Genomic DNA, 14,774 nt, shown 5'->3' with positions numbered 1-14,774 from the left:
CGTGAGTTTGTTTCTCGAACTCAAAAGAGCTTTGAGTTAGAGGAAAATCTAATTTTAATTACAGTTACATATTGTGCATATGCATCATGCCGCCCATGCCTTGGATGGCTTTGACTGGCATGGTAACCGTTTTATGACTACCGTCTTTGAAAGTCAGTTTGACTTGGATGTTTTCACCTTTGACCAGCTTTTGTTGTAAGCCGATCAGCATAATGTGGAACCCGCCCGGTTGGAGCATAGCCATGCCATGCGCAGGGATTTTGATATCGGGCACTTGGCGCATGCGCATGACGCCGTTGTCGTTGATGTGCGTATGAAGCTCAACATTTTTGGCGACTTTAGAGTCAGCTTCAATTAAGTAGATGTCATGATCACTGGTGTTTTTAAGCATCATAAAGCTGGCACTTGCCATGGCACCAGGAGGTACTTCTCTTGCATAAGGGTTGGAAACTTCGATTTGAGAAGCTTCGTCCTTTGACATTGCGCTTGCCATGGTGCTGATGAACAAACTACTTAGTAAAATGGCCGCTGCTGCATAGCTTTTGTTTTGGAAAAAAGACAAAAGTGTGTTTTTTTTCATGAGGTTCTCCTTAATGAGAGGTCGTTTGGTTTAAATGCTTGCGCATGTTCTTTAAAAAATCTTGAGGGCTGGTGCCATGGGGGAGTTGCTCAATGAGTTTTCCATCAGGTGAGATCACATAAGTGAACGCCGAGTGGTCAACCGAGTAATTGTTCCCGTCTCCTTTTTCGCGATGGATGGAGTATACCGCGCCATAGCGTTTGGTGACATCATCTATGACAGATTTCGTGGCGGTGACGCCAAGCAGATTCATGTCGAAATAACGGCTGTATTCATCCAGTCTTGCTGGAGTGTCCCTTTGAGGGTCAACTGAAAAGAAAATCAACTGGAGGCTTTTCTTCTCGTCTGGCGTCAGTTGATGGTAAGCCCCTGATAGGTTGCCCAGGTTGGTTGGACAAATATCCGGACAAAAGGTGTAGCCGAAGTAAAGGTAAACCCACTTTCCTTTGAAGTCGGATAATGAGACAGGGCCTTTTAAAGACACGGCGGTGAAGTCACCGCCGGTTGGCGCTGCTGAAATCTCCGACTTGGATGGATGGGTGTTGGTAGAGCTGAACCATCCAAAATAGAGAAGGCTAGCCACCAAAACGATGACTAGCCCGACTAGGATAAGACTCAAGCGAGAACGTTGAGGCATAAGCTTCCTTTTCTGATTAAAACTTGGCTGAAACGCGAGCCCAAATATTGCGGCCTGGCTCCATAACTTTGTAACTGGTGCCTAGCACGTCGGTGCGGTTCAGGTAGTTATAATAAGCATGGTCAAATAGGTTGTCTACACCTGCTTGCAGTTGTAAGGTTTTGTTCATGGTGTAACCAGCAAACAAATCTACCGTGCTCCACGCTGGGGTTTTGTTCTCACCATATTCAGTGTTGACTGAAGACTGTTCTGAAGCAAAGTTAAATCGAGTTCCGGTATACCAGTTAGAACCGATGTATTTTGCATTCAGGTTTCCGCTAACAGGAGCGATGTTGCTGAGGTTGCGCTTGTCGGTTGTGTTACGACCATAAACCGCAGAAACTTGCCCACCCAAGTCAACCGAAGATGACACATGGAAAGTTGCTTCCAACTCTGCACCAGAGATGGTGGCATCTTTGTTGACATAGATATTTTGTGTCCCAGTCAAGGACGTTAGACCTGCTTGGTTCTTGGCATAATCTCTTAGGATGTAGTCTTTAACCTGGTCGTAATACGCATTGGCGCTCCAAGAAACGGAAGTGGTTGCTTGAGCCAATCCGATATCCACCTGAGTGTGTTTTTCTGGTTTTAGGTCAGGGTTACCGATCCAGTCACTTTTGGCGATAAATCGCTCTGTTTCATCCGCAGTACGGCTGGTTAAGCTGACACCTGTGAACCAACTCATGCCTTTTGAAAGGCGTTGTTCATAGCGCAGTAAACCATTCCAGTTGGTTTCATCGACTTTTGTTTTACCAGAGTAGTTAGTGTATTTGGAATACAGTGAAGTTGCTTTTACGTTCATGTCTGACGCAACGTTAGCCTTTTTGGCTTCTGCTGTGACTTGGTCAACGCGTACGCCGTAAATTAAGTCTTGGCTGTCTGTCAGAGCTGTTTTGGCTTGAACAAATGCGCCATTTTGATCTGTATGTGCGTCCGGCCACAATAAAGAAACCGATTTGTTGGTGCCTTTGTTGTACAAGGTAGCGTTTTTAACAACCGCTTGTAGCTGAATGCCATAGTCCAATTCGGTTTTGCCGATTAGGTGGGTAAACTTGAACTTTGCCCCTTTTGCCGTGGTGTCGGTAGGCGTAGCCATTTTCATTGCGCCCGGCGTACGAAGTGTGTAGTTGTCCATCAGGTGAGTGACGTTAGATTGGTAGATATCAACCAATACTGCATCCAATTGCCCGTTTGTTTTTCCGTCCGATAGCTTTTTGCCTTTATATTGCAGTCTTAAAATGTCGCCATCTGCTTTTGGAGCATCCATTCCTGCACCGCCATAAAGCGCATCTTGTGTGCTGCTTTTTTCAGCGGAGAATTTCACTTCATTATGGTCATTTGGTGTCCACCCCAGGTCAATGTGTCCTTGTTGCGTTTTGTAGCTGGATTTTACGGTGTCGCCATTACCATCCTGATAGTTGTTGCCCTCTTTGGTGTTACCTTGGATCACGACATAGCCTTTTTTCCCGACCGCTTGAGCTTGAGCGTTAAGATCGAAATTCAAGATATTTGATTTCATCGCGGATACTTCGCCAGATACGGATTTGTTTGGATCGTATTTTGGGGTTTCGCGTTCAAAGAGAACAGTTCCACCCGTACCGCCTGCGCCATACTCCAAAGACTTAACCCCTTTAATAACTGTGACTTTGTCATAGCTAGAGACTTCTGCATAAGAAGTTGGCGGATCCATGCGGTTCGGACAACCCCCTTCAATTTTGGCGCCATCTAAAAGGATGTTGAGTTGAGATTGTGTTTGCCCTCTGATGACAGTGTCTAGGCCGTGTCCTCCCATTCGGTCAGCGTCCACACCATTGACCTGTCTAAGAACGCTACCTGTCTCTGAGTTACCAGTATCTTCTAATTCTTGTTTGGTAAAGGTTTGTGATTGAGAGGCGGTTTTATCGGTAGCGGTAACCGCGATTGGCTCAAGCTGTGTTGCGTCATTAGTAGCAGCAAAAGAAACGTGAGGAATAGACATCACAATTGCGCTGTTGATAGCCAACCAAAGAGGGGCTCTTTTCATTGTTAGAGTGTCCTTTAAAATCATCTTGTTTTTAAAAGCTAAGAGACCTTTGAGTAAGAACACTGTTATCAATTGGAAAGTCTGGCACAAGAGCTTTTCAATTGATAAAAAAAACGCAATAGTGAGGAGTGGCTATTGCGTGAGGTTTTTGACTAAAACTTACTTTGCAATGAATATCGGGACCATTATCGCGGATAGCCCCGACAGTGTTCTTATGCAAAGGTCTCTGAGGGTTATATTTTTGTAAGGCAGATATTAAGGAATGCCCTGAAATCAATCAATGCGACAAATTGTCGCACCCCCTTTTTTACAGGGCTGATATAGGTTTTTATTTAATTCAGATTGCAGTGATTGTGGTTAAGAAACCTTTTGTTATAATGCAAAATCAATATTGAAAATGTCTTGTCGCCGCGGTTGGCGGCCTTGATTAAACCCAAAAGCCATCGAGAGTTTTATGCCTGAAAAGATTTTAAGACAAGTTTTGTCTGTCCCTGTTTATGAAATCGCGGAACAAACCCCATTGGAAAAAGCGCCGTTGATTTCCCAGCGACTTAGAAATCAGGTATGGCTTAAACGTGAAGATTTGCAACCGGTTTTCTCTTTTAAATTGCGCGGGGCTTACAACCGTATGCTTCATTTGACGGAAGAGGAAAAACAGCGCGGCATTATTGCGGCGTCAGCCGGGAATCATGCACAAGGCGTTGCGATGACGGCTTCTAAAATGGGAATCAAGGCGACAATTGTCATGCCTCAGACCACGCCAGCCATCAAGGTAAACTCAGTTCGTAACTGGGGCGGGAACGCAGTTCTATTCGGCGACACTTATGATGAAGCCGCGGCTCATGCGGAAATGCTGCGTGAGAAAGATAATCTGACTTACATTGCGCCTTATGACGATGAATATGTGATTGCCGGGCAAGGCACCATTGCTTTGGAACTCCTTAGACAAGGCAAAGACTTGGATGTTATTTTTGTACCTGTCGGCGGGGGCGGGTTGATTGCTGGTATCAGTGCGGTCATCAAACAAGTTTCGCCAAAGACAAGAGTGGTTGGTGTAGAGCCGGAAGATGCCGCTTGTATGACTGAAGCGCTGAAAGCTGGCAAGCGCGTTGTGTTGGACTCTGTCGGTATTTTTGCCGATGGTGTTGCGGTAGCACAGGTAGGCAAAATTCCGTTTCGCATTGCACAGACTTGTGTGGATGAAATGGTGACCGTGAAAACTGATGAAATCTGTGCCGCGGTCAAAGATATTTTTGAAGATACTCGAGCGATTGCAGAGCCAGCGGGTGCGCTAGCACTGGCAGGGATGAAGAAATTTGTTGAGGAAAAAGGCGTTTCCGATCTGAAGATGGTGGCGATTGTCAGTGGTGCGAATATGAATTTTGATCGTCTACGCCATATTTCGGAAAGAACGGAAATCGGTGAAAAACGCGAAGCGATTTTTGCGGTAACGATCCCTGAAACACCTGGTAGCTTCAAGAAATTCTGCGAGTTTTTGGGCGATAGACGTGCCATTACCGAATTCAACTACCGCTTTGCAGATAGTAAAAGAGCGGTAGTGTTTGTCGGTGTGCGTACTGAAGGCGGGTTTGCGGAAAAAGAGCAACTTAAAAAGCAAATGCTGGAGGCAGGCTATCAGTTTGAGGATATGAGTGATAACGAGATGGCGAAGCTTCATTTGCGCTATATGGTCGGTGGCCACGCGCCGGGTATCAAAAACGAGATTCTCTATCGCTTCCAGTTCCCGGAACGCCCAGGCGCATTGCTGCAATTCTTGATTCAAATGTCTGAAGAGTGGAATATCAGTTTGTTCCATTACCGTAACCACGGTGCGGCGTATGGTCGAGTGTTGATTGGTGTGCAGGTGCCGCCAGAGCAAGAAGAGGCTTTTGAACACTACTTGAAAAACCTTGGCTATCCGTACGATTGTGAACAAGATAATATCGGTTACGATCTATTTTTGAAACCTATTGATTGAGTTGCATGACCCCAACCTGGCAGATTTTATGAGGGTAACACCGCCCTCTGTCACGTTTAGATAAATCAATCAAGCTTATGGAATGATTATAAGTTTTAATTATTTATCTTTCAGCTTTGATGGTTTAATTGAGCGTTAGATAAAATATAAGTTGTTCTAAAACAACATGTTATTCCTTTGATTGATTATGCTAAGTAGGTGTCTTAAGCACGGATGATTCATATTTTTAGGTTGTACAGTAATAAAAAATGCGACTTTTTAGAGTTTGTAGATAAAACCGATGTAGTGGATGTGTTCAAACAGGAACGTAACCCTATGCAGTATGATTGGCGCACAATGCCAATCAAGCAAGCCCTGAAAGAAGAAGAAAGTTTGCTCAAGCACGGCTCGTTGTTGAAAATGCAGCAACGCGGTGATAAAGCTGTAATCCGCGTGATTCTCAAAGGAGAAAGCAGCTGGTATTCACCAAGTGCGCAATATACCCAAGGTATCCCTTCCTTTTATCGTGTTGCGATCAGTTTTTTCACTGATCCGGCAAGAGAGTTCAAAGTCACGACACAGCATCATGAAATTTTCGAAGTTATTCGTGACGAACGGTTTAGCAGCCTTAGTCGTCAGTTGTTTTACAGCATTTTGAAGCGTGTGAAAAGTTCTCGATGCGAAAGGCGTCTAGATCAATATGTTGACTACAACTTGAAGAAGCTCAAAGAGTACGGTGTTGATTTACCCAGCGTGAAAGGTACCTATATTCAGATCAAGCAACAGGTTGCCAATGAAGATATTTCATGTCCTTTCTACAGTGATTTCTTTCATCAATTGCTCGATGTGTGCATTGAAAAGGAAAAAGAACTGCTGGGTGAAAACAGGACTTACGTCAAATACATCTAAGTTTTTCATGTCAAAGCAAATTTGGCTTATCTAATTTTGTCTCGCCTTGCAAAACAGAGTAAAATAACGCCACTTCTATTCATTTATAAATGGTTCTGTAATTTTCATCTATGCAACGTTTGATTCGAAAAGTCGCTTCGTTTTTCTCCAAAGCCCAAAGCCAATCTCCTTATACAAATTCAGAACCGGATATCATTTCGCGAAAGCAGCATAATATTTCCCGTGAACAAATTGATAAAGGTGCATTGGATGTGCTTTACGGTTTGAAGCGAGCAGGGTATGAGGCCTACCTCGTTGGGGGCGCGGTGAGAGACCTTTTGCTAGGGCTTGAACCGAAAGATTTTGATATTGTGACCAATGCCGAACCGGAAGAGATCAAGGCGGTATTTCGTCAGCGCTGTCGTTTGATCGGTAGACGCTTTCGCCTCGCTCATGTGCACTTTGGTAGAAATGTTATTGAAGTGGCAACTTTCCGTGGTGCTGGCGATGCAGAAACCCTAAAGCCTTCCAGAAGAAAGACCAGTCACTCAAGAGCGGTTGATGAGACTGGTCGTCTAGTGCGCGATAATGTTTATGGCACTATTGATGAAGATATTTGGCGTCGAGATTTTACGGTTAACAGCCTTTACTACAACATCAAGGATTTTTCGATTGTCGATTATGCCGGTGCATTGCGCGATATTAAAAAAGGCCAGTTACGTTTGATTGGTGACCCTGAAACCCGATACCGTGAAGATCCGGTAAGAATGATTCGTGCGGTACGTTTTGCCGCCAAGCTTGGTTTTGAGATTGAGTCTAAGACCAAAGCGCCGCTTTATGAAATGGGGCATTTACTGAAAGATGTTTCTAATGCCCGTATGTTCGAAGAGGTTCTGAAGCTTTTTCATAGTGGCGTGGCAATAGAGGTGTTTGAAAAACTGCGTCATTTCGGCCTCTTTACCTATCTTTTCCCTCAAACACATCATGTTTTGTCCCAAGAGGAACAAGGCTTTCCGAGAATGTTGGTGGTTGAAGCGCTCAAAAGCACCGATGCACGCATTCAGTCAGGAAAAGGTGTGAATCCTTCTTTCCTTTTCGCGGCGATGCTGTGGGAGCCTATGTTGCAAAGACGCGAGCAACATTTGTCAGAAGGGTTTACGCACCAGGATGCGTTATATGCTGCTGCGAATGATGTAATTGAACAACAAATTGTGGCGACCTCCATTCCTAAACGATTTTCATCGCAAATTAGAGAGATTTGGAGTTTACAGTTCAGGCTGGCAAGACGTTCAGGTACTAGAGCGCAAAGATTGTTCGAGCACCCTCGATTCCGTGCGGCCTATGATTTTCTAGGCATCAGAGCGGCAGCTGGTGAAACATCCGAGCAGGAATTGTTTGATTGGTGGACTCAGTATCAAGAAAAGGACGCTATTGATCAAGTGGCTTTCGCGAATGACGTGCGAACCGAAGGAAGAAAGCCCAGAAAACCGAGAAGAGGGCGCAACCCTTACCGTAAAAGAAGCAGTTCATCCGACGCGGAATAAACGGTTTGGTTGAGGCATATATCGGTATAGGTAGCAATCTGGAAAATCCCCTTTTCCAGGTCAATGCTGCCATCGAATCTTTGGCGCACCTGCCGGATACAAAGCTAGTTTCGTCTTCGTCTCTATATGCGTCAAAGCCGCAAGGGCCACAAGACCAACCGGATTTCGTTAATGCTGTCGCTAAAATAGAAACGCATATGTCCGCAACAGCGCTGTTAAGCGCTTTGCAGGCTTTGGAACAAGAACAAGGGAAAGTGAAGAAACGCCACTGGGGAGAAAGGCTGATTGATTTGGACATTCTCCTGTATGGTTCCATGACCATCCAAACATCCGAATTAGTGGTGCCTCACCCAGAAATGCAGTCGCGAGACTTCGTTTTGCTCCCATTAAGAGAGTTGGCTTCTGATATCCCTGTTTTGGGAAGTGTGGACGCTCTCATCAAAGAACTGAAAGAAACGTTTGTTTTTCCGCTAAATACATAGTCCTCAAACCTTTAAGAGAGCCTAACTATGACTACGAAGAAAAAAATGACCTTATCCCGTCTGAAAAAGATGAAGATGGCAGAGGAAAAAATTGTCTGTTTAACGGCTTATGATGCGACGATGGGATATTGGCTAGACCAAGCCGGCGTGGATGTTATTTTGGTCGGCGACACACTGGGAATGGTGGTGCAAGGCCATCAAACAACTTTGCCCGTCACCTTGCAAGAAATGGTCTATCACACGCAAATGGTGCAGAGAGGGAACCAGCATGCATGGTGTGTGGCCGACTTTCCTTTCATGTCTGATATTACCATTGAAAAAGCGTGTGAGTCAGCTGCAATGTTGATGAAAGAAGGTCATGCGAATATGGTGAAGCTAGAAGGCGGTTCACCGAGAACGCTCTCAATTATTGAACGTTTATCTGAGTTGGGGGTGCCTGTATGTGGTCACTTAGGTTTGTTGCCTCAATCAGTGGAGAAAAATGGCTATCGCCGAGCAGGAAAGGACGAAGCTTCTGCCAAAATATTGCTGGAGAATGCTATTGCACTAGAGAAGGCAGGGGCAGAAATGTTGGTGCTGGAATGCGTTCCAGACTATCTTGCAGGGGACATATCGAGAGCAACAAGCATTCCTGTGATTGGTATTGGATCAGGCGGTGAAAGCGATGGGCAGGTATTGGTATTGACGGATATCTTAGGGACTTCTGTAGGCGGTGTTCCTCCTTTTGCAAAGAACTATCTAGTGGGTGCAGGTTCGATTCAGCAAGCCATACAGAATTATGTCGACGAAGTTCGTAGCAAGAAATTCCCTGGGTAGTTATGAGAGCAGGGAGTCAATACGGATGCTGAAAGTAGAGACAATCAACGCTGTTCGAGAACAAGTTGCCCTGTGGAAGCAAGAGGGACTAAAAGTTGGTTTTGTGCCGACAATGGGCAATCTTCATGATGGGCATTTAAGCCTTGTAGAAATGGCGAAGGAAAATGCGGATAAAGTCGTTGTCAGCATTTTTGTGAACCCGCTTCAGTTTGGCCCAAATGAAGACTTTGGTAATTACCCTCGTACTTTGCATGCAGACTGTGAAAAGCTTAGCGCATTAAACGTCGATATAGTGTTTTTACCTTCAGTAGAAGAAATGTACCCAGAAAAGGGTATGGACACTTTGGTAAAGGCTTCTGGAGTTCTAGGTGCCTTGTGGGAAGGTGCATCTCGCCCAGGGCATTTCGATGGTGTAACGACTGTTGTGACTAAGCTGTTTAATATTGTTACCCCGGATGTTGCGGTTTTTGGACAGAAAGATTTTCAGCAGTGGCGTATCATCAAGCAAATGGTGGTTGACTTGTCTATGAGTGTCAACATTCTCAGAGCCCCCATCGGAAGGGGGGTGGATGGTCTGGCGCTGAGCTCGAGAAATCAGTATTTGTCGGAAATGCAGCGACAAGTTGCACCAAAATTATTCGTTACCTTGCAAGATATTGCTTCTGCTGTTGAATCAGGTAATAAGCTGTATAGAGAGTTAGAGGCCGCAGCAGAAAAACAATTGCTGGCCTATGGCTTTGATGCTGTTGATTATATTAGAATTGTAGATGCAGATACGTTAAAACCCGTAATGGAAAAGAATGATGGCTTGGTTATTCTAGCAGTGGTTCGTTTGGGGTCTACGCGCTTGCTGGATAATATTTGCCTTGACTAGTTCTGATCTGAACTTTGGGATTGTAGAGAAAGCATGAATTTTTCAACATTTATTGGGCTGATTGTCGGCATCGTCATTGTGCTTTGGGCGATGTCGATGGGTTCGTCCATTTTGATTTTCTTTAATATTCCAGGATTGATGATTGTTTTTGGCGGCACCGTTGCCGCGACTATGATTCGTTATTCACTCAAAGAAGCCATCTATTCAATTAAGATGTCCTTTCGCATTTTAATGCCATCAACAGATATTCAAGATAAAGAAGAGCTGATTGAGCTCACTGATCAATTGGTGAGATCTGCAAGACAAAACGGTATTGTTTCGCTAGAAAAGATAGAAGTTCGCAATGAATTCTATCAATATGGTGTAAGAATGCTGGTGGATAATTACCCCAGAGAATTGGTGCGTCAAACCCTCAAAGAAGAAAACCGTTTGTTGGTCGAAAGAGCCCAAACAAGTGCAGGTGTGTTCAGCTCAATAGGTGGGGCTGCGCCTGCTTTTGGTATGATTGGAACACTGGTTGGGTTAGTGCAGATGTTGTCGAATTTATCAGATCCATCTTCTATTGGTCCTGCAATGGCGGTAGCTATGCTGACGACGCTCTATGGTGCGATGATTGCCAATTTATTCGCACTTCCTTTAGCGGATAAGATCGCTGTCTGGGGGCAGGAAGAATCAATTCGCCAGCAAATGATTATTGATGCGGTTGATTTTATCGCTAAAGGGCTGCACCATAGCATGCTGCGCGATGTTTTATCTCCATACTTGGATAAGAAGCCGAACTTCGATGAGGAAGTTGTCTGATGGCTAAAAAAACGAAGCCATGCCCAGAGTGGATGGCGACGTTTGCCGACCTGATGTCATTGCTGATGGCTGTTTTTGTGTTACTTTTTTCCATGTCAACCATCGATGCTAAAAAATATGAATCCCTAGTTGAGTCTTTGACCAATGCCCTTGGATTTGGTGTCGGTCTTTCTCCTTCTCAAGTTGAATATTTCAATGCCACCAAGGATGAGGCTAAAAAAACTTCGATTGTGAATAAGCCGCAACAGCAGGTAATAGACGAGCTTCATCCTTTATATGAGAGCTTGATTAAAACCTATGCGCTGGGGCGTCACACGGACAGTCCAGAGAAGAAAATCGATGTCAGTATGGATTTGCAAAAACGGCAAATAAAAGTCTTGCTGCCCGAGACCATTTCCTTTTCGCCAGGCAGGGCAGACTTGAAGACGGAAAGTTTTGCGGAGCTAGATAAGTTGCGTCCCTATATTACAAATAAGGCTACTGTGAAAGTAATCGGTCACACTGATAAACGTGCAGTCACAGGTGGTCGATTCAGAAGTAACTGGGAGCTTTCTAGTGCTCGTGCCGCGGCGGTAGTGGAAAAACTGATTGAAGATAAAATTGTGATGCCAAAGCAAGTTGAGGCGATTGGTGTTGCTGACACACAGCCCATTAGTAATGAGGAAACAGAAGCAGGCTTTGCGAAGAACCGTCGTGTCGAGATTGTTATTATCCCGAAAGCGGAACCATGAACACTAAGCAGTGTGTTGCTGCATTTGTACCGGGATGCTGTTACGCGTGTTTGTGATTTTATTGTCTTTATCGAAGTAAACCAGTACTGGCTTGAAGTTATCGGCTTCTTGCGCATCCATCGTTGCATAAGTCGCAATAATCAATAAATCGCCAGGTTGGGCCTTGTGAGCCGCAGCACCATTAACCGAGATGATACCTGAGTGCCTTTCAGCGCAGATAGCGTAAGTTGTAAATCTTTCCCCATTATTAACGTTGTAGATTTGAATTTGCTCGTATTCACGAATACCTGCGACATCTAATAGGTGAGAATCAATTGCGCACGACCCTTCGTAGTCTAGCTCCGAATGCGTGGTGGTGACTCTGTGAAGTTTAGATTTAAGCAGGGTAATTTGCATATTTACAATCGCTAATTTTGTGGGTTTTAAACAACAGGCGGCTAATTATACAGAAAATTTTCTTTAAAGTTAATAAGGCCGTTTTATAGATTTTCAAGGGCGCGCCGAAATGTTGTATTTTGCAAAACATCTCGGCTCATCATAACGGAAGCCGTTTTACCCCGTGTTTCTCATGCCAGCAGCAATTGCATTGATGCTGTTCAGTAGAGGCGTTACCCAGACTTCGCGCTCTTCATCGGTCAGGTCTGGATTTTTGTAGCGTTTAAGAATCGCAACTTGTATGTTGTTTAGCGGTTCAAGATAAGGCGTTCTTCTCATTAGCGATAAAGCGATTTGAGGGGTTTCCGCCATTAAGTATTCATTGCCACTGATGTTCAAGTTAGCTTCAACTGCACGTGTATGTTCATCCGCAATCATGTGGTAGATTTTTTGTGCAGTTTCTTGATCCGTACCTAGTTCACTGTAGCTCTTACCGATAATCAAATCGGTTTTGAATAATGCCATTTGGATATTACTTACCAAACCTCTAAAGAAAGGCCAGTTTTCATACATGTCTTTCAGCTGCTTGTCACCATGATTATTGGACCAGTTAGCCAAAGCAGTCCCCGTTCCGTACCATGCTGGGAAAGTAAGTCTAGCTTGCGCCCAACCAAAGACCCAAGGAATTGCACGGATAGAAGATTTGGATAGGTTTCCTTGCTTTCTATGCGATGGTCTTGAGCCAATGTTCAATAAGCCGATTTCGGTAACAGGGGTCGCTTCGTAGAAGAACTTAAAGAAACCATCGGTGTGGTCAGTGAGTTCTCTGAAAGCATGCTCACCTTGTTTCGCCAATTGCTGCATGGTTGAAAGGAATTCTGGGTCGTCTTCTTTGGTTTCTCTAACCAAGCATTTACTAGCTTTCATTAACCCGGTGACGCCAAGAGAAATTTCATACATAGCAGTTTCAGCATTGCTGTATTTGTACGACAATACTTCCCCCTGCTCTGTGAACTTGATTTGCCCACGAACAGTGCCTGTTGGCTGGGACAGAATAGCGTTATGCGTTGGTCCGCCTCCGCGCCCAACCGTGCCACCACGACCATGGAACAAGCGGCAGTCAATACCGTATTCGTCAGCAAGTTTCATGATTTGTTCTTGTGCTTGATAAAGTGTCCAAGCTGAAGACAGGTTACCACCATCTTTTGCAGAGTCAGAATAACCTAGCATGATTTCTTGCAGATTCCCCGACACTTTTAGAAGGGCGTGGTAAGTTGGGTTATCGAATAGTGCGGTTGTAACTGGGACGATGTGCTCCAAGTCTTGAATGGTTTCAAACAATGGAGAGATACGGATTTTACAATAAGGTTCGCCAGCGTTGTATCCTGCTAGACCCGCTTGGTGAGCAAGGAACAGGACTTCCATGACATGACTTGCTTCGTGTGTCATGGAGATAACATAGTTGTTGAAGGCTTTTGGACTGATTTCTTCGCGCATTCTGCGGATGACGTGGAAGACTTCCAAGACTTCTTTTGTCATTTTATTCAGTGCCAAGTGCTGCGTATCGATGATTGTCGGTGAAGAAATATGCTTGGAAAGCAGGTCAATACGTTCAGCTTCAGAAAGTTGTTCGTAGTTGATGCCTAGGTGCGACAATAGGTCTGAAACAGCATCGGTGTGAACGGTTGATTCTTGACGAATGTCGAGTCTCATCAGATAGAAGCCGAAAGTCTGAGCAAGACGGATAAGATCTTTCAAATCTGCATCAGCGACTTCTTGGTCACCGTGACCGCATAGCGATTCGTAAATCAGCTCTAAATCGTCAATAAACTCTTCTTCACTGTTGTAGCAGAATGGTGATTTCTCAATAGGATCGTCGTTAAGCTGCGCTTCAACATAGGCAATGTTTTGCTGAATACGACCACGCATTAAATAGAGGAATCGACGGTAAGGCTCATCGATAAAGCGTGATGAACGCTTGTGGAAAACCAGTTCCATTAGGTCCGCATCAATAATTGTCGTTTTATTGAGAATTTCTTGTTTAATCTCTGTTAAATAACGAGATTGAGTCAGTTGGCTACTCAATTGGAAAATGCGTTTTTCATATTCGTAAAGCACGGCACGCGCTTGCATCAATAGTGCGTTTACCGTGGTTTTGTGCGTAACAAAAGGGTTTCCATCACGGTCACCACCAATCCAAGAACCAAATGTTAAAAAGTTTGGTGTTGGGATGTTGTCGTCAGGGTAGTGTCTGGCAAGGGCGCGCTCCATATAGCGATAAACGGTTGGAATCGCTGCAAATAGAGATTGCCTGAAGTAATAGATACCGTTACGAATCTCGTCTTCTACGGTCGGTTTAATGCGTCTTACTTCGTCTGTACGCCAAAGTACCTGAATTTGGTATTGTAGCTTTTTGATAACTTCTTCTTGCGCATAAGGATTTTGGTAGTTTTCCGCTTCGTTAAGCTCACCTAATGTTAAGAAAATGCGGCGAAGGTTGTCCATAACTGCACGTCTTTTAGATTCTGTAGGGTGTGCAGTGAAAACGGGGATGTAGTTCAGTTTTCCAATTAAGGTTTTTACTTCGTCAGCAGTCAAGCCGTCTTTCTTGAACTCTTCGATAGTGTTGAGGACAGAGCCCATCCATAAAGGGCCATCAGATTTTAACTGGCTTTGACGCTCATGGAATTGATGCTCTTCTTCAGCTAGGTTGACTAGGCTGAAGTAAAGATTGAATGCGCGAATAATTAGGATTAAGTCTTCAGGATTTTGCTCTTCAATAAATGCCTTTAATTCAGCTCTTAAAGCCGGATCTTCATTGTCATGAAGTTTAATGTAGCCTTTACGCAATTTCTCAACAGCATTCAGAATATCTTTACCTACCTGTGTTTCAATCACTTCACCTAGAAGTGAGCCCAGTAGTTTGACACGCGATCTGAGTTGCTTATCTCGAAGTTCCTTTGCCATAGTTATCCTATTAAAAATAAAATTGAAATCATTGAAAAAAATTATACCGTATTCTACGGA

At 44.3% G+C, this 14,774-nt stretch carries 13 protein-coding genes; 8 read left to right on the top strand and 5 right to left on the bottom strand.

Annotation, left to right across the window (positions count from 1 at the left end):
* Window positions 1–64 precede the first annotated feature (64 nt).
* Genes HVMH_RS09000 through HVMH_RS08990 form a run of 3 tightly spaced genes read right to left on the bottom strand, consistent with a single transcriptional unit; the run spans window position 65 to window position 3,279 of the window.
* Entirely contained in the window at window positions 65–580 is a 516-nt protein-coding gene (locus HVMH_RS09000; RefSeq protein ID WP_081822773.1) for a copper chaperone PCu(A)C, read from the bottom strand.
* Window positions 581–590: 10 nt separating this feature from the next.
* The gene (locus HVMH_RS08995) at window positions 591–1,217 is read right to left on the bottom strand and encodes an SCO family protein (RefSeq protein ID WP_029913132.1); all 627 of its coding nucleotides are present in this window, start codon (window positions 1,215–1,217) and stop codon (window positions 591–593) included.
* A gap of 16 nt (window positions 1,218–1,233) precedes the next feature.
* Window positions 1,234–3,279, bottom strand: coding sequence for a TonB-dependent receptor domain-containing protein (locus HVMH_RS08990; RefSeq protein WP_029913135.1), 2,046 nt, complete (start codon window positions 3,277–3,279; stop codon window positions 1,234–1,236).
* A gap of 454 nt (window positions 3,280–3,733) precedes the next feature.
* Between HVMH_RS08990 and ilvA the strand changes: the two genes are divergently transcribed.
* The 8 genes from ilvA to HVMH_RS08950 all read left to right on the top strand — a co-directional run bounded on the left by ilvA (window position 3,734) and on the right by HVMH_RS08950 (window position 11,372).
* On the top strand, window positions 3,734–5,257 hold the full coding sequence (gene ilvA / locus HVMH_RS08985; RefSeq protein WP_029913141.1) for a threonine ammonia-lyase, biosynthetic: 1,524 nt from the start codon (window positions 3,734–3,736) through the stop codon (window positions 5,255–5,257).
* Between the two features lie 213 nt (window positions 5,258–5,470).
* Complete coding sequence (locus HVMH_RS08980) at window positions 5,471–6,145, top strand: hypothetical protein (RefSeq protein WP_029913143.1); 675 nt, start codon at window positions 5,471–5,473, stop codon at window positions 6,143–6,145.
* A gap of 110 nt (window positions 6,146–6,255) precedes the next feature.
* Entirely contained in the window at window positions 6,256–7,668 is a 1,413-nt protein-coding gene (pcnB, locus tag HVMH_RS08975; protein WP_029913146.1) for a polynucleotide adenylyltransferase PcnB, read from the top strand.
* 5 nt (window positions 7,669–7,673) lie between these two features.
* A complete protein-coding gene (gene folK / locus HVMH_RS08970; protein ID WP_029913149.1) occupies window positions 7,674–8,150 on the top strand; it encodes a 2-amino-4-hydroxy-6-hydroxymethyldihydropteridine diphosphokinase in 477 nt (158 codons plus the stop codon).
* Between the two features lie 27 nt (window positions 8,151–8,177).
* Window positions 8,178–8,966 carry a 3-methyl-2-oxobutanoate hydroxymethyltransferase gene (gene panB, locus HVMH_RS08965; RefSeq protein WP_232087754.1) on the top strand — a complete coding sequence of 263 codons (789 nt, stop codon included), beginning with the start codon at window positions 8,178–8,180 and terminating at the stop codon, window positions 8,964–8,966.
* A 25-nt stretch (window positions 8,967–8,991) separates the two neighbouring features.
* Entirely contained in the window at window positions 8,992–9,840 is an 849-nt protein-coding gene (gene panC / locus HVMH_RS08960; protein WP_029913154.1) for a pantoate--beta-alanine ligase, read from the top strand.
* Between the two features lie 33 nt (window positions 9,841–9,873).
* Window positions 9,874–10,641, top strand: coding sequence for a motility protein A (locus HVMH_RS08955; protein ID WP_029913157.1), 768 nt, complete (start codon window positions 9,874–9,876; stop codon window positions 10,639–10,641).
* On the top strand, window positions 10,641–11,372 hold the full coding sequence (locus HVMH_RS08950; protein WP_029913160.1) for a flagellar motor protein MotB: 732 nt from the start codon (window positions 10,641–10,643) through the stop codon (window positions 11,370–11,372). The genes HVMH_RS08955 and HVMH_RS08950 overlap by 1 nt, the downstream gene beginning before the upstream one ends.
* A gap of 3 nt (window positions 11,373–11,375) precedes the next feature.
* Here the strand turns inward: HVMH_RS08950 and panD are convergent, their stop codons facing one another.
* Together panD and ppc are read right to left on the bottom strand one after the other, a co-directional pair.
* Window positions 11,376–11,768, bottom strand: a complete 393-nt coding sequence (gene panD, locus HVMH_RS08945; RefSeq protein WP_029913163.1) for an aspartate 1-decarboxylase — start codon at window positions 11,766–11,768, stop codon at window positions 11,376–11,378.
* 156 nt (window positions 11,769–11,924) lie between these two features.
* On the bottom strand, window positions 11,925–14,714 hold the full coding sequence (ppc, locus tag HVMH_RS08940) for a phosphoenolpyruvate carboxylase (protein WP_029913167.1): 2,790 nt from the start codon (window positions 14,712–14,714) through the stop codon (window positions 11,925–11,927).
* Window positions 14,715–14,774 lie beyond the last annotated feature (60 nt).

It is taken from the genome of Hydrogenovibrio marinus, from assembly GCF_013340845.1.
In the GTDB taxonomy this organism is placed as follows: Bacteria; Pseudomonadota; Gammaproteobacteria; order Thiomicrospirales; family Thiomicrospiraceae; genus Hydrogenovibrio; species Hydrogenovibrio marinus.
The sequence above is the reverse complement of the archived record's forward strand: the minus strand, read 5'-3'. Positions and strand labels throughout refer to the sequence as shown.

Excerpts from the sequence above, each read along its gene's own strand:
- HVMH_RS08955 (WP_029913157.1), top strand. The coding sequence starts at position 9,874 with ATGAATTTTTCAACATTTATTGGGCTGATTGTCGGCATCGTCATTGTG.
- HVMH_RS08980 (WP_029913143.1), top strand. The coding sequence starts at position 5,471 with ATGATTCATATTTTTAGGTTGTACAGTAATAAAAAATGCGACTTTTTA.
- ilvA (WP_029913141.1), top strand. The coding sequence starts at position 3,734 with ATGCCTGAAAAGATTTTAAGACAAGTTTTGTCTGTCCCTGTTTATGAA.
- ppc (WP_029913167.1), bottom strand. The coding sequence starts at position 14,714 with ATGGCAAAGGAACTTCGAGATAAGCAACTCAGATCGCGTGTCAAACTA.
- pcnB (WP_029913146.1), top strand. The coding sequence starts at position 6,256 with ATGCAACGTTTGATTCGAAAAGTCGCTTCGTTTTTCTCCAAAGCCCAA.
- HVMH_RS08995 (WP_029913132.1), bottom strand. The coding sequence starts at position 1,217 with ATGCCTCAACGTTCTCGCTTGAGTCTTATCCTAGTCGGGCTAGTCATC.
- HVMH_RS08990 (WP_029913135.1), bottom strand. The coding sequence starts at position 3,279 with ATGAAAAGAGCCCCTCTTTGGTTGGCTATCAACAGCGCAATTGTGATG.
- panB (WP_232087754.1), top strand. The coding sequence starts at position 8,178 with ATGACTACGAAGAAAAAAATGACCTTATCCCGTCTGAAAAAGATGAAG.
- HVMH_RS08950 (WP_029913160.1), top strand. The coding sequence starts at position 10,641 with ATGGCTAAAAAAACGAAGCCATGCCCAGAGTGGATGGCGACGTTTGCC.
- panD (WP_029913163.1), bottom strand. The coding sequence starts at position 11,768 with ATGCAAATTACCCTGCTTAAATCTAAACTTCACAGAGTCACCACCACG.
- panC (WP_029913154.1), top strand. The coding sequence starts at position 8,992 with ATGCTGAAAGTAGAGACAATCAACGCTGTTCGAGAACAAGTTGCCCTG.
- HVMH_RS09000 (WP_081822773.1), bottom strand. The coding sequence starts at position 580 with ATGAAAAAAAACACACTTTTGTCTTTTTTCCAAAACAAAAGCTATGCA.